This window comes from Actinoplanes sp. NPDC019969, assembly GCF_055562375.1.
On sequence record NZ_JBVHFK010000007.1, the window covers coordinates 25,973 to 50,923 of the forward strand.

Sequence of the window (24,951 nt, forward strand, 5' to 3'; positions counted from 1 at the left end):
ATTCGCTGGTCACAACATGTAGGGTCGACGCCGTGACGGCTCCCGGTTCAGGTACCGACGGCAGGCTGATCTCCGCCGCGGAGGTGGCGCGCCTGGCCGGCGTCACCCGTGCCGCGGTCTCCAACTGGCGCCGCCGTCACCCCGACTTCCCGGAGCCGGTCGGCGGCGGCCGGAACGCGCTGTTCGCCCTCTCCGAGATCACCGGCTGGCTGGACCGGCAGCGCAAGAACACCGACGTCTCCGACGAGGTGCTGATCTGGCAGGAGCTGCGGGCGCTGTACGGCGAGGACATGGTCGGCGGCGTCGCCGAGCTCGCCGCGCTGCTCACCACCGGCGCCACCGGCCGTCTCGACGAGCCGTCCCGGCGGCGCCTGCGGGACATGGCGGAGCGGACGTCGGCGCGGCAGGTGGTCACCGACTTCACCGACCGGCTGGTCGCGTCGGGAACGGCGATGACCGGGCCGCGGCTCGCCGAGGAGGTCGCCCGGTCCGCCGGCGAGATCAGCGGAGTGGTCTTCGACCCGGCGGCCGGCTCCGGCACCCTGCTGCTGGCCTGCGCGGAGTCCGGCCGGGTCCGGCTGGCCGGCCAGGACGGCAGCCCGGCGGCGGTGGCGCTCGCGGAGGCCCGGGCCCGGCTCGCCGGCGCCGACCTGGAGATGCGCCTCGGCGACTCCTTCCAGGAGGACGCCTGGCCGGATCTGAAGGCCGACCTGGTCGTCTGTGATCCGCCGGCCGGCCTGACCGACTGGGGCCGCGACAGCCTCCTGCTGGACCGCCGCTGGGAATTCGGCATCCCCACCAAGGCGGAAAGCGAACTCGCCTGGCTGCAGCATTGTTACGCGCACACCGCGCCGGGCGGGAGAGTCGTCTTCGTGATGCCGCCGTCGGTCGCCTATCGCCGCGCCGGAAAACGTATCCGCGCCGCCTTGCTCCGCGCCGGAATCGTCGAGCACATCGTCGCGCTGCCGCCGGGAATGGTCGCCTCGCATCCGCAGCCGGTGCATCTGTGGATCCTGCGGCGCCTGGCCGAGGGGGAGCGGGCCGCCCCGACCGTCCGGATGACCGACCGCACCGACGGCGAGCAGGCCGTGGACGTCCCGGTGATCGACCTGCTGGACGAGAACGTCGACCTGACACCGGCCGCGCACCTGCCGGCCACCCGCGTCGACCTGGCCGAGCACTATGCCGAGACCCGGCAGCGCCTCCAGGAGGCGGCCCGGCGGATCGCCGAGCTGCTGCCCGAGCTGCCGGCCGGGCCCGGCTCGATCGAGGGCGGCACGTTGCGGGTCGCCGATCTGGCGCGCGCCGGGCTGGTCGGCATCGGGGAGACGGTCACCTCGGCCAGCGATCAGCTCGACACCGACTATCTGCGCGGATTCCTGCACAGCCCGCCGAACGCGTCGCGCAACACCAGCAGCAGCGGCACGCACCGCGTCGATGTCCGGGGTTCCCGGATTCCGCAGATGGACATCGCGGACCAGCGGCGGTACGGCGCCGCTTTCCGGGATCTCGACGCGGCCGAGGAACTGGTGCGGAGACTCGCCGAGGAGACGCTGGAACTGATCTCCCGGGCCCGGGACGGCCTCACCTCCGGCACGCTGCGCCCCTGACGACGGTGCGACCGATCCTGCTGAGCGGTTACGCCGCGAAGTCCTGCGCGCGGGCCGTCCACAACGCCCACGACGCGACGATGCCGCGCCCGGACGGGCCGGTGCCGGCCGAACTGCGGGCGCTCTTCGACATCGGGGTCGCGTTCGAGGCCGCCGTGCTCGACCACTGGGCGGCTCTCGCCGTACCACGATATGTCGATCTTCGTGATCTCGGCGGTGACAAGCGGACCCACATCGGGGCGACGCTCGGCGCGATGCGGGCCGGCGCGGCGGTGATCGTCGGCGGCCGGCTGCCCGACGACCTCGCCGGCGGGCGCACCGGCAAGCCGGACATCCTGCTGCACGACGGCGACCGGGGATATCACCCGGCCGACATCAAGGCGCATCACGTGCTGGACCGGCGTTACGACAACGCGCCGGCCAGCAGTCTCAAGACCCCGGCGTACCGGGACGCGGTGCTGCTGCCGGACGGCGGCTCCCGGCATCGCGAGGAGGACCTGCTCCAGTTGGCGCACTACTGGCGGATGCTGGAGGCGTGCGGCCATCAGGCCGCCGAGCCGCGCGGCGCGATCTGCGGCGACGACCGGCCCGGCGATCCGCTGCTGGTCTGGTACGACCTGGCGAGCCCCGCCTTCCGCACCTTCTCCCGCACCAGCGGGGTGGCGACGCGCAGCGCCCTCGAACGCTACGACCACGAGCACGGTTTCCGCCTGCGGGTCGCCGACACCGCGCGCCGGGGTGCGGCGCCGCTGGTGGCGCCGGTCGGCCAGGAGGAGTGCGCGACCTGCCCGTGGGCGCCGGTCTGCGTCGCGACCCTGCCCGGCGACGACCTGAGTGGGTCACTGCGCGGGGCTTTGGGCGTACGGGAATATCTCGCTCTCCGGGCCTCCGGCGTGCGGACCGTGACCGATCTGGCGGACAGTGACCCGGCGTCGCTCCTCGCCGGAACCTACGGCGGCGAGGTCACGCACCTGCGGAACCGGGCGTTCCGCCTGCGCAAGGCGGTGATCGCCGCGGGCCTCGCCCGGGACGGGCTGACCGTGCGGCGCACCGCCCGGGTCGACATCCCGCGTGCCGGCGTGGAGGTCGACATCGACGTCGAATGGGGCGCCGACGGGCTGGTCTACCTGTGGGGTGTGCTGGCCGGCGACGTCTACACGCCGTTCTTCGACCCGGGGGTGACCGACGCCGCCGGCGAGGAACGCCTGGCCCGGCAGTGTCTGGATCATCTCGCCGGGCTCGCCCGGGACGCCGCCGGACGCGGCCTGAGCCTGCGGGTCTACCACTATGCGCCGCCGGAGCCGCGGCACGCCCTGCGGTTCGCGCCGCTGCCGCCCGGTGACGCCCACCCGAACGCGTGGGTGGACCTGCTGCCGCTGGTACGGGGCGCTGTCGACTCGCGGGCGGGACACGGGCTGAAGGCGGTGGCGTCCCACGGGGCCGGGCACGAGTGGCGCGACGCCGACCCCGGCGGCCTGCAGTCGCAGCAGTGGCACAGCGCGGCGCGGGACGGCGACGCGGCGGCGGCGGGGCGGCTGCTGGCTTACAACGAGGACGACGTACGGGCGACCCGCGCGATCCGGGAATGGCTGCGCGCGGCCGACTGAGCCGCTTGTACCGCTGATCGGCCGATCTGGCAAGTGTGCCTGCCCCACCAACCGCCGCGTGGTAGCCCCATCGCAGGTGGCGGCCGTAGTGGCGACAGTGGAGTCATGCCCGAGACGACGTGGTGGATGAGCCCCTGGCGCAGCCGCGGAATGGGCCGCAGCCTGGGCTGGGGCCTCGCCGCCGGATTCGCGCTCCCCGTGACGGTGATGCTGATACTGCTGGCCGGTGACGCGATCGCCCTGGAGCGGTCGGCCGAGCCGTTCCCGGCGGTCGCCTCGGCGGCGGTCAGCGCGGTGGTGCTGACAGCGCTGGTCGAGGAGATCCTGGCCCGCTATCTGATCTTCCGGTTGATCGAGTGGCGGGCCGGCGCCCGGGTCGCGCTGGCCACGACCGCGCTGCTGTTCGGCCTGCTGCACTTCGGGATGGCGTCGATCGTGGACGGTCCGGCCGGGGCGCTGCTGTTCGCCGTGCCGGCGACGCTGTCCGGCGTCCTGTTCGCCGGGGCCTACCTGATGACCCGCACGATGTGGCTGCCGATCGGCCTGCACATCGGGTGGAACCTGGCGACCGGCGCGATCTTCGGGCCGGACGTGTTCGGCACCCACCGGCTGATGACGGTGACCCCGCTCGCCGCCGACCCGCTCTCCGGCGGCCTCTACGGCACCGACGCCAGCCTGCTGATGAGCGCGGTGCTGGCCCCGCTCTGCCTGGCCGTGCTGTTCGCCGCCACCCGGGCCGCCGAGGTGGCGCCGGCGGTCGCCGTGATGGCGGAGCCACGCGGCCGGGAGTTGGTGACCGCGGGGCGATGAGGGTTTGACCTGGAGCGCGCTCCAGCTTCTAGGTTCGTGAGTCATGAGCGGTGAGACGAACATCGGAACCATCGAACTCGGACAGACCGGCGAGCGGGTCAGCAGTGTCGCTCTCGGGGCCATGCAGATGGGCAATGCCACGGCCGAGCCGGAGGCGGTCCGGATCCTGGACCGCTACCGGGACCTCGGCGGCTCGTTCCTCGACACAGCCGACTGCTACGAGTGGTGGGCACGGCGGGGCAGCCGGGGCGGCGAGAGCGAGGAACTGCTCGGCCGCTGGATGCGCGACCGCGGCAACCGGGACGAGATCTTCCTGGCCACCAAGGGCACCGCCCTGCCGGTCTACTCGGACGACCTGTGGAACGCCGACGGAGAAGCGAACTGGGAGCTGGCCCGGCAGACGTTCGCCGGGGCGGGCGCGGAGACGCTGCGGCACGCGCTGGACGGCAGCCTGCGACGGCTCGGCACCGACCACGTCGACCTGTACTACGTACACGTCGACGACCGGTCGACACCCCTCGAGGAGACCCTGGAGGCGCTCGCCGGGTTCGTCACGTCCGGCAAGGTGCGCTACCTGGGCTGGTCCAACGTCCGGACGTGGCGGCTGGAGCGGATCCGCCAGTTGTGCGAGCGGCACGGCTGGCCGGCGCCCGTCGCGGTCCAGCAGCAGCACTCCTACCTGCGCCGGCGGGCCGGCCTCCGGCACGGTTCGATCGTCGACGACGAGCAGCTGGACTACCTGGCCGAGCACCCCGGCCTGTCCCTGGTGGCGTACTCGCCGATCGTGAAGGGGATCTACGACGACCCGGCGCGGGCGGCCGAGCACTGGATGATGGAGTCGTACGCGGGACCGGACACCGACGTCCGCCTCGCCGCTGTCACCGAGCACGCGGCCCGGCTCGGCGTCACCCCCAACCAGCTCGTCCTCGCCTGGCTGCTGCACCAGGACCGGCCGCGGGTGCTGCCGCTGATCGGACCGCGTACCCCCGAGCAGTTCGAGAACCTGGTGCCCGCACTCGGCCTCGAGATGGGCGCGGACGACCTGGCCGCGCTGGACTCGGCCGGAGCCTGATTTCGGCGAATCGGCACGCGACCGGGGCATCGCGGTATTCGCTGTACGGATGGCACGCAGATCCGGATGGTCGGACCTTCCGGTCATGGTCAAGGTGTTGTGCGCGGTGCTGGTCGCCGCGCTCGCCGCGGCCGTGGCCGGTGGGGTCGGCATCGTCAAGCTCGGCGCGGTCGACGAGGCCGGCGGCGGCATCTACGAGCGCAACCTGGTCCCGATGAGCGAGCTGGCGGAGATCGACGGGCTGGTCAACGAGCTGCGCGCGAGCGTCCTGCGGCATGTCATCACCAGTGACGCCGGGGAGACCGCGCAACGGGAGCAGGAGATCGTCGACTTCCGCGACGAGCTGGACAGCCGCTGGGCCGGGTACGCGTCGGCGCCGGGGCCGGCCGAGGAGCGGGCGGTCCGGCAGGAGTTCCGCAGCGCTCTGGACGAGATGTACCGGGTCGCTGACGAGGTGGTGCTGCCGGCCAGCCGGGCCGAGCAGACGGACCGGGTGGTCGCGGCCGAGAACGACCAGTTCGACCCGGCTTTCGACGAGGTCAGTGCGGCGCTGCAGAAGCTCGGGGAGATGGAGGACGCCCGGGCGACGGCCAGTGCCGCGCTGGCCGAGGACACCTACCGGTCGGCCCGCACGCTGCTGATCGTCATCCTGATCGCCGGGATGGCCCTGGCGCTGGCCGTCGGGGTGTTCGTGGCCCGGTCGGTGAGCGGGCCCCTCGCCACGGTGGTGGTCGCGTTGCGCCGCGTCGAGAAGGGCGACCTGACCGCCACCGCCGACGTCGACAGCCGGGACGAGCTGGGCCGGCTGGCCGCCGCCCTGAACGCGACCACCGCCCGGCTGCGCGAGATGATCGGCGGCCGGATGTCGCAGACCGCGCAGAGCCTGGCCGCCGCCGCCGAGGAGCTGGCCGCGGTCAGCGCGCAGTTGCAGGCCGGCGCCGGTGACGCCGAGAGCAAGGCGACCACCGCGGCCCGCGCCTCCGAGGAGGTCAGCACCGGGGTGCAGTCGATCGCGGCGGGCGCCGACGAGATGAGCGCGTCGATCAGCGAGATCGCCGCCAACGCCAGCCAGGCCGCGCAGGTGACCTCCCGGGCGATGTCGGTGGCGGAACGGACCAACGCGCAGGTCGGTGAGCTGGGCACGGCCAGCGCCGAGATCGGCGAGGTGGTCAAGCTGATCACCAGCATCGCCGAGCAGACGAACCTGCTGGCCCTGAACGCGACGATCGAGGCGGCCCGGGCGGGGGAGCTGGGCAAGGGGTTCGCGGTGGTGGCCGGCGAGGTGAAGGAGCTGGCGCAGCAGACGGCCCGGGCCACCGAGGAGATCACCGCCCGGATCGGGGCGATCCAGCGGTCCAGCGAGGCGGCGGCGTCCGCGATCGGGGAGATCACCGAGGTGATCGGGATGATCGGGGACTACACGACGACGATCGCGTCGGCGGTGGAGGAGCAGACCGCGACGACGACCGAGATGAGCCGGTCGGTGGCGGAGGCGGCGGGCAACAGCGGGGACGTGGCCCGTACCGTCTCCGGGGTCGCCGGGGTGGCCGCCTCGACGGCCGAGGGCGCCCGGACCACGCAGCAGGCCGCCGACGAGCTGACCCGCCTGGCCTCCGACCTGACCGGCATCGTCGCGGAGTTCAAACACTGACCCCAGCGTGTGGAGTTTGGCCGCTATGTGCGCCCTTACTACACACGCTGTGGGGTGGCCAGCAGCTCGGCGATCCCGGGGGCGTCGACGGGGTGGGCCAGCAGGTAACCCTGCGCGTACTCGCAGCCCAGCTCCCGCAGCACCGCCAGGTCGGCCGGGTCGTCCACGCCCTCGGCCAGCGACGCCATCCCGAGCGCGTGCGCCATCCCGATCATCGCGTCGGCCAGCGCCCGGCGGGCCGGATCACCGGCGATCCCGTTGACGAACGTGTGGTCGATCTTGACGACGTCCCAGCCGTGGTCGGCCACCCGGGCCATCGACGAGTACCCGGTGCCGAAGTCGTCGACGGCGATCCGTACCCCGGCCCGGCGCAGCGGCCCGAGCGCGGCCTCGACGGTCTCCGGCATGGCCAGGCCCATCTCGGTGAGTTCCAGGGTGAGCGCGTGCGCCGGGGTGCCGGTCCGGGCCAGGGCGGCGAGGACCACCTCGGCGGTGCCCGGGTCGAGCTGCCGCGGTGACAGGTTGACGGCGATCGGCACCCAGCGGCCGGTCCGGTGGTACCAGGTCCGCTGCTCGTGCAGGGACTGGTCCAGGACGACGGCGAAGAGCTGGGCGACCGTGCCGGTGGCCTCGGCGACCGGCACGAACGCGGCCGGCATCAGGATCCCGTCGGTGGGATGCTCCCAGCGGGCGAGCGCCTCCACCGAGCTGAGGGCGCCGTCGTCGACCCGGAACACCGGCTGGTAGACGCAGAACAGCTCGCCCGGGTGCGCGAGGGCGCGCCGGAAGTCGGCGTCCCGCCGTAGCCGCAGGGCGGCCTCGGTCCGGCTGTGCGCGTCGAACCGCACCGTCCGGCCCCGCCCGGCCGCCTTCGCCTGGTACATCGCGGTGTCCGCGTCCTGCAGCAGGGTCTCCGGGTCGGCGTTGAGCGCCTCGGTGGTGCGCAGGCCGATCGACAGGGAGGCGAAGAAGTCGCTGCCGTCGGCGAGCCGCAGCGGCTGCCCGAGGTCGGTGGCGACCCGGTCGGCGACGGCGCCCGCCTCGTCCTCGGTGACGGCCGGCATCAGGATGACGAACTCGTCGCCGCCCAGCCGGCACACCACGTCGCCGGGGCGGACCGCGCCGCGCAGCCGTCCGGCGATGGCGACCAGCAACTGGTCGCCGGCGTCGTGGCCGAGGCTGTCGTTGACGTTCTTGAAGTGGTCGAGGTCGCAGAAGAGCAGCCCGACCCGGGTCTCGCCGTCGTCGGGCAGGGACGCGCAGGCCAGCGCCAGCCGGTCCATCAGCAGGGCCCGGTTGGCCAGGCCGGTGAGGGCGTCGTGGCCGACCCGGCGGGCCAGGTCGTGGATCGGGGTGATCAGCCGGAGCGCGACCAGGGCGACCGTCAGCCAGGCGCCGACGACCAGCGGGCCGTCGGAGGCGGGCGTCCAGAGCAGGTGCAGGGTGGGCAGCACCAGGGCGGCCCCGAACAGCAGCAGCGCCCGGTGCACGGTCAGGGTGGTGACCGACGAGCGCCGCGGCGTGGTGTAGACCATCGACGGGTGCAGGCCGGCCGTGGCGATCAGGATCGGCATCGCCATCCAGCCCAGGTCGATCAACTTCCCTTCGACGTACGTCCCGGTCAGGCTCTCGTGGGTGTAGAGGGCGTCCGACACGAACCAGGCGATCAGCCCGCCGAGCAGCCAGCGGACCCCGGGCGCGCGCAGTTCCACGCCGAGGGCGAGGGCGAGCGCGCAGTACAGCACGACGAGGGTGCCGGCCGGGGCGGCGACGGCGACGAACCGGGCGAGCGGGGTGCCGCCCTCGGTGACGAGCGGGTTCACCACGAGCAGCCAGGCGATGCTGGCGAACGGGGCGAGGAGGACCGCCGAGTCGAGGAACGCGGTCCGGCCGGAACGGGCCGCCAGGATCGCCGCGCCGGCCGCGATGGCCAGGTGGGCGAGCAGGTAGAGGCCGTCGGCGGCGGACGGGAACGGCGGGGTCAGGCCGCGGGCGGTGTAGCCGGCGAAGATGACGTCGCCGATCCCGGAGAGCGCCAGCCCGGCCACGATGACCTGCCAGCCGAGCCGTTTGCGCGGGGCGTTGCGGGCCAGGCCGACCCAGGTGGCGATCGGCGCGAGGCAGTTGAGCAGCACGTACACCCAGCGGGTGGCGGCGTTGAAGGGCAGCACGACGTACGCCGCGGCGGCGGTGGCGGCGAGCACAAGCCAGATCCACCACAGGTGGCGGAGGAACCCGCTCATTCGCATACCGCACTGATCGGCGTCGCCGGCGCGGATCGGAGGGTCTGCGGGATTCCGGGGTCAGGCGAGGGACTGCCAGGCGGTGATCAGGGACTGGCGGAAGCCGGCGGACTGCGTGGCGGTGAGTTTGCTGATCATGCGGGCTTCCAGGTCGCGGACCGGGGCGTCGACGGCGGCGAGCAGGGCGCGGCCGCCGTCGGTGAGGTGGATGAGCAGCTCGCGGCGGTTGGCGGGGTTGCGTTCGCGGCGGATCAGAGCGCGGGTCTCCAGGGCCCGGACCAGGTCGGCGGTGGACTGGGCGGTGACGAACGAGTCGCGGGCGAGCTGGGCGGCGGAGAGGCCGTCGTGGCGTTCCAGGACGGTGAGGGCGGTGTACTGCAGGGCGGTGATGCCGTGGTGGCGGACCACCTCGTCGAGGCGGGCGCGGACCGCGAGTTCGAGCTGTTTGACGAGGTAGAGCATCGAGGGCATGGGGGCACCCTACCTGGTTGACAGGTTTCCTGTTGATTGCCGGGCGGGTTTCGTGAGAAGTTGAAGTATGGATGTCAGCGGCAAGGTCGCCATCGTCACCGGCAGTGGCCGGGGGCTCGGTCTGGCGTATGCCGAGGCGCTCGCGGCGTCCGGTGCGAACGTCGTCGTCAACGACGTGGACCCGACGCTGGTGGACGCGGCGGTGGCGGCGATCCCCGGCGCGGCCGGGGTGACGGCGGCGGTCGGCGACACCGCGACCGTGGAGCGGCTGGTCGGGACAGCGGTCGAGATGTTCGGGAAGCTCGACGTGCTGATCACCAACGCCGGGATCCTGCGCGACCGGGTGCTGTGGAAGATGACCGACGACGACTTCGACGCGGCGACCGCGATGACCCGGACGATCCCGGCGTTCGCACCGGTCATCGAGGAGGCGGAGCGGACCGGCGCGCCGTTCCCGGCCTGGCTGCGCCGCGACGAGGGGCTCGGCACGGTCGAGGACGTCACCGGCCAGGCGATCGGGATCGGCGGGGACCGGCTGGCGCTGTGGTCGCATCCGGCGGAGAAGGCGGTGCGTCTCGCGGACGGCGGCTGGCCGGCCGCGGCGATCGCGGCGGGCGGGGACTTCGAGCCGGAGACGTACGGCATCCCGGCGCCGAAGCCATGAAGGCCACCGAACTCGTCGCCATCGACGTCCACACGCACGCCGAGGTCAGCCGGGACGGCCACACCGCGCTGAGCCCGGAGCTGCTCGGCGCCTCCGCCGACTACTTCAAGGCGCACGGCCACCGGCAGCCGGCCATCGACGAGACGGCCGCCTACTACCGGGAACGGAGGATGGCCGCCGTCGTCTTCACCGTCGACGCCGAGCACGCCACCGGCCATCCGCGGATCGCCAACGAGGAGATCGCCGAGGACTGCGCGAAACACGCCGACGTGCTGATCCCGTTCGGGAGCATCGACCCGCACAAGGGCCGGGCCGGCGTCCGGGAGGCCCGTCGGCTCGTCGAGACGTACGGCGTACGCGGTTTCAAGTTCCACCCGAGCATCCAGGGTTTCGCCCCCGACGCCAGGCTCGCCTACCCGCTCTACGAGGTGATCGAGGAACTCGGCGCGATCGCGCTGTTCCACACCGGCCAGACCGGCATCGGCGCCCGGGTGCGCGGCGGCGGCGGGATCCGCCTCAAGTACGCGAACCCGATGCTGGTCGACGACGTGGCCGTGGACTTCCCGGACCTGCGGATCATCCTGGCTCACCCGTCGTTCCCGTGGCAGGACGAGGCCCTCGCGGTCGCCACCCACAAGGAGCACGTGCACATCGACCTGTCCGGCTGGTCGCCGAAGTACTTCCCGCCGCAACTGGTCCGGTACGCCAACACGCTGCTGCAGGACAAGGTGCTGTTCGGCTCCGACTACCCGGTGATCACCCCGGACCGCTGGCTCGCCGACTTCGCGGACCTGGACATCAAGGACGCCGTACGCCCGAAGATCCTCAAAGAGAACGCCGCCCGTCTCATCCTCAGGGAGCAGTCATGACCACCACCGTCACCGGCCTCGACGGACTCAAGAGCCTGACCGGCAAGGACCTCGGCCACTCCGCGTGGCTGGAGATCACCCAGGAGCGGGTGAACACGTTCGCCGACGCGACCGGCGACCACCAGTGGATCCACGTCGACGTGGAGCGGGCGAAGACCGGGCCGTTCGGGGCGCCGATCGCCCATGGGTATCTCACGTTGTCGCTGGTCATCCCATTGTTCGGTGAGCTGCTCACGGTCGACGGCATCACGATGGGCGTCAACTACGGGCTGGAGAGGGTGCGGTTCCCGAGCCCGGTGCGGGTCGGCGCGCGGATCCGGCTGGCCGCGCGCGTGGTCAGCGTCGAGGACGTGGCCGGCAACGGGGTGCAGAGCACGTTCGACTTCACCGTCGAGGTGGAGGGCTCGGACAAGCCGGCCTGTGTCGCCCGCCCGGTCTACCGGCACTACGCCTGAGAGGGCGTGCCGATGCGCAACGCGGGGCTGGGGTCGTGGCCGGCACGGCGGGCGGCCATGTCGCCGGAGCGGACGGCGATGATCTTCGAGGGACGGCGTACGACGTACGCCGAACTGTATGAAAGCACCTCGCGCCTGGCCGCGGCCCTGCGCGGCGCCGGGGTTCGCGCCGGCGACCGGGTGGCCTATCTCGGCCCGAACCACCCGTCGTTCGTGGAGACGATGTTCGCGACGTGGATGCTCGGGGCGATCTTCGTACCGCTCAATGTCCGGCTGACCGAGCCGGAGATCGCCTATCAACTGAGCCACAGCGGTGCCGTGGCGTTGATCCACTCGCTGCCGGTTCACGCAGATGTGCCGATAAAATGGGATATTTCGAGTATGGGAAGCGGTGGTGAACACGTCGGCGAACCGGCCGGGCTCGACGACGTCGCCTGCATCCTCTACACCTCCGGCACGACCGGCCACCCCAAAGGGGCGATGCTCACCCACGGCAACATCATCTGGAACTGCTACAACCTGCTCGTCTGCGCCGACGTCGCGAGCGACGAGGTCACCCTGGTCAGCGCGCCGCTGTTCCACGTCGCCGCGCTCAACCAGTGCCTGCTGCCCACGTTCCTCAAGGGCGCCACCTCGGTGATCATGCCGGCCTGGGACGTCGACGGTTGCTTCGACATGATCGCCGCACACCGCGTGACCTGGATGTTCGGCGTCTCCACCATGTTCGCCGGGCTGTCGCAGTCGCCGCGCTGGGCCACCGCCGACCTGTCGTCGGTGCGCAGCCTGATGACCGGCGGCGCACCCGTCCCGGAGGCGCTGATCAGGACGTACCAGGAGCGTGGCCTGGCCTTCTGCCAGGGTTACGGCATGACCGAGACGTCGCCGGGGGCGACGTTCCTGGAGGCCGGGGAGAGCCGGGAGCACATCGGCTCCGCGGGGCTTCCGGTCTTCTTCGCCGACGTACGGTGTACGGCTCCGCCCGGCGAACCCGGAGAGGTCCTGGTTCGCGGCCCCAACGTCACGCCCGGTTACTGGAACGACCCCGCCGCCACCGAGGCCGCCTTCACCGACGGCTGGTTCCACTCCGGCGACCTGGCCGTCGTCGACGAACACGGCCACTTCCGCATCGTCGACCGCACCAAGGACATGTACATCTCCGGCGGCGAGAACGTGTACCCCGCGGAGGTGGAGGCCGCCCTCTTCGCACATCCCGCGGTCGCCGAGGCCGCCGTCGTCGGCGTGCCCGACGCGAAGTGGGGCGAGGTCGGCCGCGCCTTCGTCGTCCCCGTCCCGGGCGCCCACCTGACCCCGGCGGACATCCCGGCGTTCCTGACCGGCCGCCTCGCCCCGTACAAGATCCCGGTCTACGTCGACATCCTCACCGAGCTGCCCCGGACCGGCTCCAACAAGGTCCGCAAAGGCCCTCTCCGCGACCTCCCGCTCCCGTCAGGCGGGCCGGTAGAGCGCGTCCAGCCCGATCAGCACGATGCCCGGATCGCCGGCGGCGGCCTCGCGTAACTGCTCGGTGAACCCGGCGCCACTGAACAGGCCGGCACGGCTCCGGTCGCGTTCCGGCCGCAGCGGCGCGAGAGCGTTCTGGATGATCGAGGAGATCTGCGGGTCGGCGCGTACCAGGTACGGGAACTCGTCGATCACCACCGGGATCCGCCTGTCCCGGCCGAGACCGAGCAGCGCGTCGATCGCCTGGTGCCACCCGTCGAAGGCGAGCGGGGCCGGGGCGCCCACATGCTCGGCCATGAGCGCGCCGAGACGGTTCAGCGACTCCCGGCCGGCGGCCTCGTCCGCGGGGAAGTAGAACCCGCCGGTCGCCTGGCACAGCGACCGGAGCGGGAACGTCTTCCCTTGAAGACCCCGGCTGGTTCTCAGGTGCTGTCTCCCGCGCCGCGAGTCAGCCCTGAGAACCAGCCGGGGGTCAGGACGGCCAGGCGGCGGTGACCAGGGCCGGGAGGGTGGTGGCGGCGGTGCCGTGCAGGTTGTACGTGGCGACCGGGTCCAGGGGAGTCGGCTGCGGGTTCACCTGGATCACGGTGGCGCCGAACTTCGCGGCCACGACCGGGATCTCGGCGGCGGGATGGACCAGCGCGGACGTGCCGACGGTCAGGAGGAGGTCGCACTCGGTGGCGGCCTGGACGGCGGCTTCCAGAGCCTCCGCGGGAAGCGCCTCGCCGAACCAGACGACGCCGGGACGGATCGGGCCGCCGCACGCGGGGCAGCGGGGTGGGGCCAGGCGGCGGCCCTCGGCCGGCTCCTCGGTGCGGGTGACCGGGGCCGGCTGGGCGCACCCGGCGCAGCGCGGCGCGAACGAACTGCCGTGCAGGTGGATCGGCGCCCGGGACCCCGCGCGTTCGTGCAGGTCGTCGACGTTCTGGGTGATGACGGTGGTGTGCGGGGAGCGGGCCTCGATGGTGGCGACGGCCAGGTGGCCGGGGTTCGGGTGGACGCGTTCGATCAGGGAGCGGCGCCACTCGTACCAGCCCCAGACCAGGTCGGGATCGTCGGCGAAAGCCTGCGGGGTGGCGAGCGCCTGGGCGTCGTACCGCTCCCAGAGGCCGGTCATCGCGTCCCGGAAGGTGGGCACGCCGCTCTCCGCGGACATGCCGGCGCCGGTGAACACCACCACCGTGCGGGCCTTGGCCAGGGCGGTCGCGGCGTCGCGCAGGTCGTCCATTCGTTCCCCCCGTTCTGGATGAACGTATGTAACCGCACGAGCGAGCGTCCCGACACCCATTTCTCCGGCGGCTCGTTGACCTCCAGAAGCAGGTGTCGTGTGGAGGTGCCGGTGTCGTCCAAGCCCGGGGAACAAGCCCGCCGCCGTCTCGGTCAGGCCGGGGATCGGCTGCTGACCGTGGTGGGGGACTGGACCGCGCCCGGCTCGCCGGACCGGCCCGGCTGGTCCGACGACAGCATGAGCACCCTGGTCCGGGTCGTCACGGCGGTGGCCGGCGCGGTCTTCCTGCTGGCCATGCTGATCATCTGGCTGGTGCGCTGACCCCGTTCCGCGTGTGGAGTTGGGGTGCGGACGGCGGCCGAAATCAACACGCTGGTCAGCGCCGGTCCAGGGCGGACAGGCAGGCGCGGGGGTCGTCGGAGAACGGCAGGTGGCCGCAGCCGGGCAGGGTGATGTGGCGGGCGTCAGGGAGGACCGCGCGGGCCCGGCGGGACTGGGGGTGCGGCAGGACGGCGTCCCGCGTACCCCAGGCGATGGTGACCGGGATCCGGGTCAGGCCGCCGGTTGCAGCGTTCGTCCAGGGGCGCAGATCGCCGAAGGCGTCGCGGGCGGCGGTGAAACCGGTGGCGCCGGAGAGGGCGCGGGCCGAGGCGACGCAGTCGTCCGGGTCGAGGCGCCCCGGGCGGGCGTAGAACAGGGCGCAGAACCCGGACCGGCCCGCCGTCGAGTTCATGATCTGCGGTAGCCGGGCGTCCAGCCGGGTGGCGGCGGCCCGGGCGGCGGTGACGACGGCCTGGCAGTAGCGACGGCCGGCGGGCGACCAGAAGCCGACCGGTGCGAAGGCGGTGACGGCGCGGGCGTGGCCGCGGCGGCCGAGCTCCAGGGCGATGCCGCCGCCGAGCGAGTTGCCGGCCACCGCGAACCCGTCGACGCCGAGATCGTCCAGGAAGGACTCGACCCGGTCGGCGAGGTGGGCGACGGAACCGGGGCGCGGGGCGGGCGGCCACATCGGGGACTCCCCGAAACCGGGCAGATCCAGGGCGATCACGTCGTGGCGCCGGGCGGCCTCGTCGAGGATCGGGTCCCAGACCTGACGGCGGCTGCCGATGCCGTGGATCAGCACGAGTGGGGGACCGGAACCGCGACGTTCGTACGCCAGCTCGCTCATCACCTATTTATGAGACCGATTCGCGGTTCGCGCAAGACCTGGAAGCCCCTTGTTGACATGTTGCCAATAAGGGTGTGATGGTACGGCGATGTCGTACGACTACGACGTCCTCGTCATCGGCTCCGGGTTCGGTGGCAGCGTGACAGCGCTGCGCCTGACCGAGAAGGGCTACCGCGTCGGCGTCCTCGAATCGGGCCGGCGCTTCACCGACGAGCAGTTCGCCAAGACCTCCTGGCGGCTGCGTGACTACGTCTACGCGCCGGCGCTCGGGTGCTACGGCATCCTGCGCCTCACCGTCCTCAAGGACGTGCTGATCATGTCGGGGGCGGGGGTCGGCGGGGGATCGCTGGGGTACGCCAACACGCTGTACGAGCCGCCGGACGCGTTCTTCGCCGACCCGCAGTGGGCCGGCGTGACCGACTGGAAGAGCGAACTCGGCCCGTACTACGAGCAGGCGAAACGCATGCTCGGAGTGACCACGAACCCGGTGGAGACGGCGTCGGACCGGGCGCTGAAGGCCGTCGCCGACGATCTCGGGGTGGGGCACACGTTCCGGCACACCCCGGTCGGGGTGCTGTTCGGCGACCGGCCGGGCGAGGCGGTGCCGGATCCGTTCTTCGGCGGGGCCGGGCCGGAGCGCCGGACCTGCACCCTCTGTGGATCGTGCATGACCGGATGCCGGGGCAACGCGAAGAACACCCTGGTCAAGAACTACCTGTACCTGGCCGAGCGGGCCGGGGCGGTGGTGCACGAGCTGACGACGGTCCGGTCGGTGCGGCCTCGCGCCGGGGGCGGCTATCTGGTGTCGGCGCGGCGTACCGGCGGGCGGTACAAACGGGATCTCACCGCGGAGCAGGTCGTCTTCGCCGGTGGGGCGCTCGGCACCCAGCGGCTGCTGCACCGGATGCGCGACCGGGGACTGCTGCCTCACGTGTCGCCGAGGCTCGGGGAGCTGAGCCGGACCAATTCCGAATCGATCCTCGGAGCCCGTACCCGCCGCAAGGATCTTGATTTCAGTCATGGCGTCGCGATCACCTCGTCGATCCACCCGGACCCGGTCACCCACGTCGAACCGGTCCGGTACGGGCCCGGCAGCAACCTGCTCGCGCTGCTCGCCACGGTGCTCGTCGACGAGGGCCGGCCGCGCTGGTGGGAAGCCGTCAAGAAGCTCGCGAGAGCCGGCCGTGACCTGCGGTTGTACGTGTCCCCACGGAACTGGTCCAAGGAGACCATCGTGCTGCTGGCGATGCAGCCCCTGGACAACTCGATCACCGTGCACACCCGGCGCGGCCTGTTCGGGCGGCGGCTCAGCAGCCGGCCCGGCATCGGCGAACCCAACCCGGTGTGGGTGCCGGCCGCCCACGACGTGGCCCGCCGGGTCGCGGACCAGGTGGACGGGGTGGCCGCCGGGTCGTACACCGAACTGATCGGACGGCCGGTGACTGGGCATTTCATCGGCGGGTGCGCGATCGGGGAGTCCGCGGAGAAGGGCGTCGTCGACCCGTACCACCGCCTCTTCGGTCATCCGGGGTTGCACGTGATCGACGGTTCGGTGGTCGCGGCGAACCTCGGGGTCAACCCGTCGCTGACGATCACCGCGCTGGCGGAGCGGGCCGTCGCCCTGTGGCCCAACGCGGGCGAACCCGATCCGCGCCCCTCACCCGGCGCGGCCTACACGGCGGTGGAGCCGGTGGCGCCACGGCATCCGATCGTCCCGGCGACCGCGCCCGCGGCGTTGCGCCTGACCGTGCGGGGGCGGCGGCCATGACCCGGATCGTGATCATCGGCGCCGGGTTCGGTGGTGTGGCGACCGCTGCCGAGCTGCTCAAAGCCGGGTTCCAGGACATCGTGATCCTGGAGAAGGCGGACCGGATCGGCGGCGTGTGGCGGGACAACACCTATCCCGGGTGCGCGTGTGACGTGCCGGCACCGCTCTACTCGTTCTCGTTCGCGCCGAACCCGGACTGGTCGCGCCGGTACCCGCCGCACGACGAGATCCTGACGTACCTGCAGCGCTGCGCCGCCGAGCTGGGCGTGACCCCGCTGGTCCGCCTCGGCGCCGAGGTGGCGTCCGCGGCGTGGGACGGCACGCGCTGGGACATCACGCTGGCCGGCGGCGAGACCCTGGAGGCCGACGTCCTGATCCCGGCTGTCGGGCAGCTGTCCCGGCCCAGCATCCCGTCGCTGCCCGGCGCGGAGACCTTCACCGGCGTCGCCGTCCACACCGCACACTGGACCCCCGGCGTCCCGGTCGACGGGCAGCGGATCGCCGTCGTCGGCACCGGCGCGAGCGCCATCCAGCTCGTTCCCGCGATCGCCGGGAGAGCCGCCCACATCGACGTCTTCCAGCGCACCGCCCCGTGGACACTGCCGAAACCGGATCGCCGCTACGGCAGGCTCCGCAAGGCCGCGTACCGCCGGATCCCCGCCCTGATGAAGTTGTCCCGCCTCGCCACCTGGGGGCTCACCCTGGTCCCGGGCGCCGCCCTGCACGGGAACCGCCCGGTCAACGCCCTGGTCCGCGGGTACGCCTGGGCGCAACGTCACCTGCAGGTCCGCGACCCCGAGCTGCGCGCGCGGGTCACCCCGGACGAGCCGCTCGGCTGCAAGCGGGTGCTGTTCACCAACGCCTGGCTGCCCGCGCTGGCCCGCCCCGACGTCGACCTGATCACCGAGAAGATCGTCGCGGTCACCTCCTCCGGCGTCCGCACCGCTGACGGGATCGACCACCCCTGCGACGTGCTCGTCTACGGCACCGGTTTCGCGGCCACCGAGTTCCTCGTCCCGATCGAGGTCACCGGCCGCGACGGGGTGCGGCTCGCCGACGAGTGGCGGGACGGGGCGCACGCGTACCTGGGCCTCGCCGTCCCGAACTTCCCCAACATGTTCCTGGTCTACGGCCCCAACACGAACACCGGGAACACCTCGGTGATCTATTTCCATGAGGCACAGGCCCGCTGGATCGCGCAGGCGGTGCGGTTGGTCGCCGCCGGCGACGCTCTGGAGGTACGCCCGGACGTGGCGGCCGGCTACGACAGCGAGATGCAGTCCCGCCTCGCGACGAGCGTGTGGACGAGCTGCCAGAGCTGGTACCGCACCGCCGCCGGCCGCGTCGTCACCAACTGGCCCGGCAAGGCGAAGGAGTACCACCGCCGCACCGCGACCCTGAACCGCGCCGACTTCCTTCCCCGCTGACGGCCGTCACCTCGCGGGTGATCGCCGTCCCCGCCGGTGCACGGCTCGGCCGTCGAGGTGACGGAAGGGGAGTGGCCGCCCGGCCTCAGGGGACCGCGGTGGGCAGGCCGGGGAGGGTGGGGATCAGGTCGGGGGGATGGGGACGATTGAGGCCGAAGCCCTGCAGCAGGTCGACGCCGGCCGTGGCCAGGGAGGTGGCGGTCGGCTCGTCCTCGACACCCTCGGCGACGACGGTCAGGCCCAGCGAGCGGGCGATGGAGATGACCGAGTCGATGATGGTGGCGTGGGCCGGGGAGTCGTGCATCCGGATCACGAAGGAACGGTCGATCTTCAGCTCGTCGATGGGCAGGGCCGGCAGCAGGCCCAGCGAGGTGTAGCCGGTGCCGAAGTCGTCGATGGCGACCCGGATGCCGCGGGCGCGCAGTTCGGCGAGCTGGGCGGCGACCTGTTCCTGCCGGGTCAGCACGGCGGTCTCGGTGATCTCGACGGTGAGCATCGAGGCGGGCACGCCGGCCAGGTCGAGCAGGGTCAGGATGGTGTCGACGGCGCGGTCCTGGGCCAGGTACGCGGGTGGCAGGTTGACCGACACCGGCAGGTGCAGGCCGGACCCGTGCCAGACGGCGGCCTGGTGCAGGGCCTCGGCCAGCACCCAGTCGGTGAGTTCCAGGATGACGTCGGAGCGTTCCGCGTCGGGCAGGAAGACGCCGGGCGGCAGCAGGCCGCGCTGCGGGTGCTGCCACCGGACCAGCGCCTCGGCGCCGTGCATGCGGCGGGTGCCGGCGTCGTGCAGCGGCTGGTAGTGCAGCCGCAGGTGACCGGAGCGCAGACCGGCCCGCAACTCGGTGAGCTGCCGCAGGTCGACGCGCTGGTCGGTGTCCAGGTGAGGGGTCCATTCGACGACGCCGGTGCGCTCGTGTTTGGCGCGGCGCATCGCGGCGGCGGCCCGCCGCATCAGCACCGTGACGTCGTGATGGTCGGCGTGGCTGATGCCGATGCTGGCCTCGACGCTGATCGGCAGGTTGTCGACCGGGTGCGGGCCGCGGATGCCGGCGGCGAGGCGGCGGCCGACGGTGTACGGGCTCTGCCCGGCCGGCACCTCCGACAGCAGCACCACGAACTGGTCGCCGTCGAGCCGGGCCGCCACGTTGCCGGGGCCGTGCGCGGTGCCGAGCGCGGCGGCGACCCGGTGCAGCAGGATGTCGGCGCCGTGGTGGCCGAGCACGTCGTTGGCGTCCTGGAACCGGTCCAGGCCCAGGTGTACGACGGCGACCAGGTTCCCGGCCTCCAGCCGGCGGCGGCCCTCGGCCTGGATGGTGGCCCGGTTCGGCAGCCCGGTGAGCGGGTCGGTGCGGGACAGCCGCGCGAACCGGCCGGCCATGGCGGCGAGCAGGTCGACGATCGGGGCGATGCCGTACCTGCCGTCAGGCCAGCTGACCAGCACCGGCTCCTCACGGTCGGCGGCGGGGCGGGCGAGCGCGGCCTCGGCGGCCATGTCGATGTCGGTGTCTGCAGCCAGTTCCAGCGGGGCCGCGCCGGTCAGGCCGGCAGCGGCCCCGGGGGTGTTCCGGGCCCGGTCCACCGCGGCCCGGCTGAGCAGCCGGTACCCGTCGCCGGCCGCGATGATCACGCCGGGGACGAGGCCGTCGGCGGCGAGCACGGCCTCGATGTCGCGGACCGGGGTGCCGGCCGGCAGCGGCGTCATCGGGATGCCGATCTCGCCGAGTTTGCGGGGCATCCGGGGCCCGGCCGGGGTGGTCATGCCGCGCCGTCCCGTGGGACGGCGATCCGGAAGCAGGACACGTTGACCTCCGTGCCGCGGAGGCGCAGCCGGACCAGCAGGCGGCCGTCGTGGCCGGTCAGGGCGGCGTCGGCGCGGTCGCCGCGCAGCACGGCCCGCCACAGGCCGGCCAGCGTCTCCTGGTCCGGCGCGGCGATCAGCGCGGCGAGGGCGGGGTCCGGCTCGGGGGTGGCCGGGACGGTGGCGGCGCGGACGGCCAGCCGGCCGACCAGGTCGGTGAGGTCGCCGCGGACGGTTTCCAGGTCGAGTTCGGTGTGGCGTTCCCGGGTGCGGTCGAGCAGCATGCCGTCCCAGACGGTCGCGCCGCCGGGCTCCCGGTGCGGGCGGGCCACCCCGTACAGCCAGCGCCGGGACCCGTCGCGCCGGACCACGCTGCCGCGCCAGTCCCACGGTTCCAGAGTCCGCGCGGACGCCAGCACGGTGTCGGCGAACGACTGCCGGTCCTCCTCGGCGATGATGTCGACGATCCGGGCCGCCGACGCCACGATGTCGCCGGGTTCCAGCTGATAGATGTCGCGGCACCCGTCGGAGGCGAAGGTGAAGGCGGTGCTGCCGTCCGGTTCCATCCGGAACTGGTAGAGCATGCCGGGCGCGTTGTTCACCGTCGTCCAGAACCGCCGCTCGCCGGCCGCGATGGCGTCCTCGCTGCGCTGGCGCACGGTGTCGTCGACGGCGATCGCGCAGACGCCGTGCACGGAGCCGTCGGGGTCGGTCAGCGGCACCCGGGTGACCACGTACCGGCGGATCTGGTCGCCGAACGGGATCTCCTCGAGGACCGTCTGCGCCGTGCCGCTCGCGACGACCGCCTGGTCGTGGGTGCGCCCGACCGCGGCGACCGAGGCGGACAGCAGGTCGGCCTCGGTCCGGCCGACCATGTCGGCGGCGGTGACCTGGAAGACCCGCTCGTACTCGCCGTTGACGAACAGGTACCGGCCGTCCAGGTCCTTCGCCGAGATCATCGCCGTGGTGTGCTGCAGGATCGCGCTGATCAGCGTGTTGCTGCGCTGCAGCTCCTGCTGGGCCTGGTGCCCGTCGGTCCGGTCGGTGACGAACGCGAAGAAACCGTCGTCGCCGAGCGAGTCGACGGTGAGCGAGATCCGCAGCTCGGCGCCGTCCCGGTGCAGCGCCGGCACCTCGACCGGGTGGCCCATGCCGTCGCTGTCCCCGCTGACCAGCCGCCGGGCGAATCCGGCGTTGTGGGCCGAGCGCAGGGCCGGCGGGATGACCGTGTCGGTCAGCCGCCGGCCGATCACCTCGGCGCGGGTCCAGCCGAACAGCTTCTCGGCGGCCGGGTTCCAGTCCCGGATCACGCCGGCCTTGTCGACCTGCAGGTAGGCGAGCCCGGAGGCGTCCACGGCACGATCCCGGAGGCCGGCCACCGGCGGGGCGCTGATCGATGAGGCTTCGACGGTGAACACGTCCCGCCTATCGTCGGGCGGGCGGCGCACTTGAGAGTCAGGCGGGGACCGGGGCGGGTGCGGAGCGCCACTGCTCGGAGCCGAACACCTCGTACCGGATCCGCTCGTCGGCGATGCCGCGGCGGTGCAGGCCGGCCCGGACCGCCTGCATGAACGGCGCCGGCCCGCACAGGTACACCTCGGCGTCCGGGTGCAGCGGGATGAGGTCGGTGTCGATCCGGCCGGTGACGGCGCCCGGCTCCGCGGGGCCCTCCTCGTAGAAGTGGACGCTGCGGAACGATCGCAGCCGGGCGCCGTTGCCGGACATGTCGGCGCGCAACGGGTGGCGGCCGGGGTTGCGGTCGGCGTGCACCGCCGTCACTTCCCGGGTCGGCTGGGTACGGGCCACGTGCTCCAGGATCGCCGCCATCGGGGTGATCCCGACCCCGGCGCTGATCAGCAGGAGCGGGCCGTCGCCGGGCTGGAGCGTCAGATCCCCGTACGGCCGGCTCAGGCGCAGCTCGTCGCCGACCGCGACCTGATCGTGCAGGAAGCCGGAGACCACACCGTCCGGGGCGCTGCCGGCGCCGCGCACCCGCCGCACCGTGATCCGCAGGGTGCCGCCGGTCGCGGCCTGGGACAGCGAGTACTGCCGCAGCTGGCGGCCGGCGCCGGGCAGGTCGGCGGCGACCGTCACGTACTGCCCGGGGCGGAAGCCGGGCGCGTCCCCGCCGTCCGCCGGGACCAGCACGAACGACACGGTGTCGTGCGCCTCGGTGATCCTCTGGGCGACGGTGAAGAGCCGCCACGGGTCCTCGTCCACCCCGGCCTCGGCGTAGATCCGGGCCTCCCGGCCGATCAGCCGGGCCGCGAACAGCCAGTACACCTCGTCCCAGGCGGCGGCGATCTCCGGGGTGACCGCGTCGCCGAGCACCGTGCCGACCGCGCGCAGCAGGTAGCGGCCGACCAGCGTGTACTGCTCGGGGCGGATGCCGAGGGCGCAGTGCCGGTGCGCGATCCGCTCGACGATGTGCTCGAACGCGGCGGGGGAGGGGCCGGCGCCGATCAGGTGCGCGGCGTACGCGGCGACCGCCCCGGACAGCGCGCTCCGCTGCTCACCGGTCGCCTGCGCGCTGCGGCTGAACAGGTTCAGCAGATCCGGGTTCTCCCCGATCATCGTCTGGTAGAACTCGCCGGTGATCGCGTCGAGGTGCGCGCCGACGACCGGCAGGGTGGCCTCGATGATCGGGGCGCTGGATGCGGACAGCATGAGGGGTCTCCTCTACGACGTTTTCGTGTGTCGAGTTCGGGCGCTGTGCGCGCCCGAACTCGACACACCGAGGGTGAGCAGGACCTGTCGGACCGGGGGTGCGGCCAGGTCACCGACCGTGATCGGGTCGAGCGAGGCGTAGAACGCCTCCTGTGCGGCACGCAGCGCCCCGCGCAGCCGGCAGCCGCCGCTCAGCGGGCACCCGGGCTCGCCGTCGCAGTCGACCACCTCGGTGGCGCCCTCGAGGTCACGGACCAGCGCGCCGATCGACGCGCCGGCCGCCCCGCCGGCGATCCGGACCCCGCCGGACCGGCCGCGGACGGTGTCGAGGAGGCCGAGGTGCTGCAGCCGCTGGACGACCTTGGCGAGGTGATGGCGCGGGACGGCCACCGCGGACGCCAGCTCGTCGATGGTGAGCAGGTCGTCGGCGCGGGCCGCGGCGAGCATCAGGACGCGCAGGCCGATGTCGGTGGAGCGGTTCAGTCGCACGGGTCGACCGTACTAAAAGAGGTATATGAAAGTCCTCTTTTGAGCCGTAGATCACCGAGGGGGCGCACACCCCCTCGGTGATCGTGCCGGTCAGCTCAGGATGAAGACCGTGGCCTTGTCGGCGACGGTCAGCTCCCCGTTCTTCAGGACCTTCAGGAACTTGCCGGGCGCGACCCGGATGGTCACGCCGCCCTTCACGGCGATCCGGGTCACCGGCGTGCCGGTCGCGCCCAGCGCCACCGTCGTGCCGCTGACCGCGACGAACTTCGCCGGCTGGTCCACCGACTGGATCGTCTCGGCGCCGTCGGCGGCCTTGACGAACCGGAACTGGGTCAGCTCCAGCTCCCGCGGCGCCTGGACGGCCCGGATCGCGTCGCCCTCGTGCTTGACGAACGAGCGCTTCGCGTCGGCGGGCGACAGCCGGACGATCGGGCCGCCGGAACCGACCGGGATGCCGAACAGCGGCGTCCCGTCCTCGTGCCAGTAGACCTTCTGCACCCGGGTGTGCCGGTTGGGGTCGTACAGCGGGTCGCCGGTGATCTGCTTGTAGTCCCGGGCGTGGTAGACGAGCACGTCGGTCTTGCCGTCCGCGCCGACCGTGAACGAGTTGTGCCCGGGCCCGTACCGCTGGGTCTGCTCGTTCGACACGAAGATCGGATCCGGGCTCTTCGTCCAGCTCTCCCTCTTCAGAAGGTCGGCGGAAGCGGACGCCGTGAGCAGGCCCATGCAGTAGTTCGCGTCGGTCGCGCTGGCCGAGAAGGTGATGAACACCTTCCCGTTGCGGATCAGCACGGCCGGGCCCTCGTTCACCCGGTACCCGATGATCTCCCAGCTCTTCGTGGGCGTGGCGATCCGGGTCGGCTTGGACCTGAAGGTCCACGGGTTCGCCATCTCGGCGATGTACAGGCTGGTGTTGACCGCGATCTCCGGCTCGCTCTGCGCCCACACCAGGTACTGCTTGCCCTTGTGCGTGAAGCTGGTCGCGTCCAGGGTGAAGCCGTCCCACTCGGTGGCGAGCTTGCCCTTGAGGGTCCAGCCGGACGGGTCGCGCGGGTCGTCGAGCGAGGACTCCAGCACGTAGGTGCGGATCCGGAACACGTCACCGGCGTCACCGGCGGCGAAGTAGATGTACCACCGCCCGCCGATCCGGTGCAGCTCCGGCGCCCAGATGTGGCCGCCCATCGTGCCGCTCGTGGGCCGGCGCCAGATCACCGACTCCTCGGCGGAGGCCAGGCCCTCGATGGTGGGGGCGCCGCGGATGATCAGCCGGTCGTACTCCGGCACCGATCCGGTGAAGTAGTACGTGCCGTTCACCGGCTTGGTGATCCAGGGGTCCGCGCGCTGGCTGATCAGCGGGTCGACGGTGGGCACACCGTAGATCTCAGCATCACCGGGCAGCGGTTTCGCCTGCGGGGCGCCGTCCGCGCCCGCCGGCAGGACGACGGCGAGGGCACCCACGGCGCCGCCCGTCAGCACTGTTCGTCGGTTCATCA

At 72.6% G+C, this 24,951-nt stretch carries 22 protein-coding genes; 12 read left to right on the forward strand and 10 right to left on the reverse strand.

Annotated features, from left to right (window positions below; all coding sequences use genetic code 11):
• Nucleotides 1-32 precede the first annotated feature (32 nt).
• The 5 genes from ACZ3II_RS21345 to ACZ3II_RS21365 all read left to right on the forward strand — a co-directional run bounded on the left by ACZ3II_RS21345 (nt 33) and on the right by ACZ3II_RS21365 (nt 6,750).
• Nucleotides 33-1,610 (forward strand): N-6 DNA methylase, encoded by a 1,578-nt coding sequence (locus ACZ3II_RS21345; RefSeq protein WP_465519434.1) that lies wholly within the window; start codon nt 33-35, stop codon nt 1,608-1,610.
• 5 nt (nt 1,611-1,615) lie between these two features.
• Nucleotides 1,616-3,217 (forward strand): ribonuclease H-like domain-containing protein, encoded by a 1,602-nt coding sequence (locus tag ACZ3II_RS21350; RefSeq protein WP_465519435.1) that lies wholly within the window; start codon nt 1,616-1,618, stop codon nt 3,215-3,217.
• 105 nt (nt 3,218-3,322) lie between these two features.
• Complete coding sequence (locus ACZ3II_RS21355) at nt 3,323-4,027, forward strand: lysostaphin resistance A-like protein (RefSeq protein WP_465519436.1); 705 nt, start codon at nt 3,323-3,325, stop codon at nt 4,025-4,027.
• Nucleotides 4,028-4,070: 43 nt separating this feature from the next.
• Nucleotides 4,071-5,099 carry an aldo/keto reductase gene (locus ACZ3II_RS21360; protein ID WP_465519437.1) on the forward strand — a complete coding sequence of 343 codons (1,029 nt, stop codon included), beginning with the start codon at nt 4,071-4,073 and terminating at the stop codon, nt 5,097-5,099.
• Between the two features lie 85 nt (nt 5,100-5,184).
• Nucleotides 5,185-6,750 carry a HAMP domain-containing methyl-accepting chemotaxis protein gene (locus tag ACZ3II_RS21365; RefSeq protein ID WP_465519438.1) on the forward strand — a complete coding sequence of 522 codons (1,566 nt, stop codon included), beginning with the start codon at nt 5,185-5,187 and terminating at the stop codon, nt 6,748-6,750.
• Between the two features lie 38 nt (nt 6,751-6,788).
• On the opposite strand, the gene ACZ3II_RS21370 is transcribed toward ACZ3II_RS21365, so the two are convergent.
• Together ACZ3II_RS21370 and ACZ3II_RS21375 are read right to left on the reverse strand one after the other, a co-directional pair.
• Nucleotides 6,789-8,993, reverse strand: a complete 2,205-nt coding sequence (locus tag ACZ3II_RS21370) for a putative bifunctional diguanylate cyclase/phosphodiesterase (RefSeq protein ID WP_465519439.1) — start codon at nt 8,991-8,993, stop codon at nt 6,789-6,791.
• A 60-nt stretch (nt 8,994-9,053) separates the two neighbouring features.
• On the reverse strand, nt 9,054-9,464 hold the full coding sequence (locus tag ACZ3II_RS21375) for a MarR family winged helix-turn-helix transcriptional regulator (RefSeq protein ID WP_465519440.1): 411 nt from the start codon (nt 9,462-9,464) through the stop codon (nt 9,054-9,056).
• A gap of 67 nt (nt 9,465-9,531) precedes the next feature.
• On the opposite strand from ACZ3II_RS21375, the gene ACZ3II_RS21380 reads away from it, so the two are divergent.
• The 4 genes from ACZ3II_RS21380 to ACZ3II_RS21395 are packed head-to-tail and all read left to right on the forward strand — an operon-like array spanning nt 9,532 to nt 12,970.
• A complete protein-coding gene (locus ACZ3II_RS21380) occupies nt 9,532-10,128 on the forward strand; it encodes an SDR family NAD(P)-dependent oxidoreductase (RefSeq protein WP_465519441.1) in 597 nt (198 codons plus the stop codon).
• Nucleotides 10,125-10,997 (forward strand): amidohydrolase family protein, encoded by an 873-nt coding sequence (locus ACZ3II_RS21385; protein ID WP_465519442.1) that lies wholly within the window; start codon nt 10,125-10,127, stop codon nt 10,995-10,997. The genes ACZ3II_RS21380 and ACZ3II_RS21385 overlap by 4 nt, the downstream gene beginning before the upstream one ends.
• Nucleotides 10,994-11,452 carry a MaoC family dehydratase gene (locus tag ACZ3II_RS21390; RefSeq protein ID WP_465519443.1) on the forward strand — a complete coding sequence of 153 codons (459 nt, stop codon included), beginning with the start codon at nt 10,994-10,996 and terminating at the stop codon, nt 11,450-11,452. The genes ACZ3II_RS21385 and ACZ3II_RS21390 overlap by 4 nt, the downstream gene beginning before the upstream one ends.
• A gap of 12 nt (nt 11,453-11,464) precedes the next feature.
• Complete coding sequence (locus ACZ3II_RS21395; RefSeq protein ID WP_465519444.1) at nt 11,465-12,970, forward strand: acyl-CoA synthetase; 1,506 nt, start codon at nt 11,465-11,467, stop codon at nt 12,968-12,970.
• Here the strand turns inward: ACZ3II_RS21395 and ACZ3II_RS21400 are convergent.
• Both ACZ3II_RS21400 and ACZ3II_RS21405 read right to left on the reverse strand, forming a co-directional pair.
• Nucleotides 12,899-13,210: a hypothetical protein gene (locus ACZ3II_RS21400; protein ID WP_465519445.1), complete on the reverse strand. Its 312-nt coding sequence runs from the start codon at nt 13,208-13,210 to the stop codon at nt 12,899-12,901. The two genes, ACZ3II_RS21395 and ACZ3II_RS21400, sit on opposite strands and share 72 nt — an antisense overlap.
• Before the next feature lie 175 nt (nt 13,211-13,385).
• Nucleotides 13,386-14,141, reverse strand: a complete 756-nt coding sequence (locus ACZ3II_RS21405) for an SIR2 family NAD-dependent protein deacylase (protein WP_465519446.1) — start codon at nt 14,139-14,141, stop codon at nt 13,386-13,388.
• A gap of 111 nt (nt 14,142-14,252) precedes the next feature.
• Between ACZ3II_RS21405 and ACZ3II_RS21410 the strand changes: the two genes are divergently transcribed.
• Entirely contained in the window at nt 14,253-14,462 is a 210-nt protein-coding gene (locus ACZ3II_RS21410) for a hypothetical protein (protein WP_465519447.1), read from the forward strand.
• A 55-nt stretch (nt 14,463-14,517) separates the two neighbouring features.
• Here ACZ3II_RS21410 and ACZ3II_RS21415 read toward each other — a convergent pair whose 3' ends face one another.
• The gene (locus ACZ3II_RS21415; protein ID WP_465519448.1) at nt 14,518-15,309 is read right to left on the reverse strand and encodes an alpha/beta fold hydrolase; all 792 of its coding nucleotides are present in this window, start codon (nt 15,307-15,309) and stop codon (nt 14,518-14,520) included.
• An 88-nt stretch (nt 15,310-15,397) separates the two neighbouring features.
• Here ACZ3II_RS21415 and ACZ3II_RS21420 point away from each other — a divergent pair, with 88 nt between their 5' ends.
• The gene (locus ACZ3II_RS21420; RefSeq protein WP_465519449.1) at nt 15,398-17,077 is read left to right on the forward strand and encodes a GMC oxidoreductase; all 1,680 of its coding nucleotides are present in this window, start codon (nt 15,398-15,400) and stop codon (nt 17,075-17,077) included.
• Complete coding sequence (locus ACZ3II_RS21425; RefSeq protein ID WP_465519450.1) at nt 17,074-18,504, forward strand: flavin-containing monooxygenase; 1,431 nt, start codon at nt 17,074-17,076, stop codon at nt 18,502-18,504. Before ACZ3II_RS21420 ends, ACZ3II_RS21425 begins: the two co-directional genes overlap by 4 nt.
• Nucleotides 18,505-18,589: 85 nt before the next feature.
• On the opposite strand, the gene ACZ3II_RS21430 is transcribed toward ACZ3II_RS21425, so the two are convergent.
• The 5 genes from ACZ3II_RS21430 to ACZ3II_RS21450 form a co-directional block, all read right to left on the reverse strand.
• A complete protein-coding gene (locus ACZ3II_RS21430) occupies nt 18,590-20,263 on the reverse strand; it encodes a putative bifunctional diguanylate cyclase/phosphodiesterase (RefSeq protein ID WP_465519451.1) in 1,674 nt (557 codons plus the stop codon).
• Nucleotides 20,260-21,720, reverse strand: a complete 1,461-nt coding sequence (locus tag ACZ3II_RS21435; protein ID WP_465519452.1) for a PAS domain-containing protein — start codon at nt 21,718-21,720, stop codon at nt 20,260-20,262. Before ACZ3II_RS21435 ends, ACZ3II_RS21430 begins: the two co-directional genes overlap by 4 nt.
• Before the next feature lie 37 nt (nt 21,721-21,757).
• On the reverse strand, nt 21,758-22,969 hold the full coding sequence (locus ACZ3II_RS21440) for a globin domain-containing protein (RefSeq protein WP_465519453.1): 1,212 nt from the start codon (nt 22,967-22,969) through the stop codon (nt 21,758-21,760).
• 12 nt (nt 22,970-22,981) lie between these two features.
• Complete coding sequence (locus ACZ3II_RS21445; protein ID WP_465519454.1) at nt 22,982-23,458, reverse strand: RrF2 family transcriptional regulator; 477 nt, start codon at nt 23,456-23,458, stop codon at nt 22,982-22,984.
• 90 nt (nt 23,459-23,548) lie between these two features.
• Entirely contained in the window at nt 23,549-24,949 is a 1,401-nt protein-coding gene (locus ACZ3II_RS21450; protein WP_465519455.1) for a family 43 glycosylhydrolase, read from the reverse strand.
• Between the last annotated feature and the right edge of the window lie 2 nt (nt 24,950-24,951).

Coding starts and splice junctions, on each gene's coding strand:
- ACZ3II_RS21400 (WP_465519445.1), bottom strand. CDS start 13,210: ATGGCCGAGCATGTGGGCGCCCCGGCCCCGCTCGCCTTCGACGGGTGG.
- ACZ3II_RS21415 (WP_465519448.1), bottom strand. CDS start 15,309: ATGAGCGAGCTGGCGTACGAACGTCGCGGTTCCGGTCCCCCACTCGTG.
- ACZ3II_RS21365 (WP_465519438.1), top strand. CDS start 5,185: ATGGTCAAGGTGTTGTGCGCGGTGCTGGTCGCCGCGCTCGCCGCGGCC.
- ACZ3II_RS21430 (WP_465519451.1), bottom strand. CDS start 20,263: ATGACCACCCCGGCCGGGCCCCGGATGCCCCGCAAACTCGGCGAGATC.
- ACZ3II_RS21425 (WP_465519450.1), top strand. CDS start 17,074: ATGACCCGGATCGTGATCATCGGCGCCGGGTTCGGTGGTGTGGCGACC.
- ACZ3II_RS21395 (WP_465519444.1), top strand. CDS start 11,465: ATGCGCAACGCGGGGCTGGGGTCGTGGCCGGCACGGCGGGCGGCCATG.
- ACZ3II_RS21450 (WP_465519455.1), bottom strand. CDS start 24,949: ATGAACCGACGAACAGTGCTGACGGGCGGCGCCGTGGGTGCCCTCGCC.
- ACZ3II_RS21390 (WP_465519443.1), top strand. CDS start 10,994: ATGACCACCACCGTCACCGGCCTCGACGGACTCAAGAGCCTGACCGGC.
- ACZ3II_RS21440 (WP_465519453.1), bottom strand. CDS start 22,969: ATGCTGTCCGCATCCAGCGCCCCGATCATCGAGGCCACCCTGCCGGTC.
- ACZ3II_RS21355 (WP_465519436.1), top strand. CDS start 3,323: ATGCCCGAGACGACGTGGTGGATGAGCCCCTGGCGCAGCCGCGGAATG.
- ACZ3II_RS21370 (WP_465519439.1), bottom strand. CDS start 8,993: ATGAGCGGGTTCCTCCGCCACCTGTGGTGGATCTGGCTTGTGCTCGCC.
- ACZ3II_RS21405 (WP_465519446.1), bottom strand. CDS start 14,141: ATGGACGACCTGCGCGACGCCGCGACCGCCCTGGCCAAGGCCCGCACG.
- ACZ3II_RS21360 (WP_465519437.1), top strand. CDS start 4,071: ATGAGCGGTGAGACGAACATCGGAACCATCGAACTCGGACAGACCGGC.
- ACZ3II_RS21380 (WP_465519441.1), top strand. CDS start 9,532: ATGGATGTCAGCGGCAAGGTCGCCATCGTCACCGGCAGTGGCCGGGGG.
- ACZ3II_RS21420 (WP_465519449.1), top strand. CDS start 15,398: ATGTCGTACGACTACGACGTCCTCGTCATCGGCTCCGGGTTCGGTGGC.
- ACZ3II_RS21375 (WP_465519440.1), bottom strand. CDS start 9,464: ATGCCCTCGATGCTCTACCTCGTCAAACAGCTCGAACTCGCGGTCCGC.
- ACZ3II_RS21385 (WP_465519442.1), top strand. CDS start 10,125: ATGAAGGCCACCGAACTCGTCGCCATCGACGTCCACACGCACGCCGAG.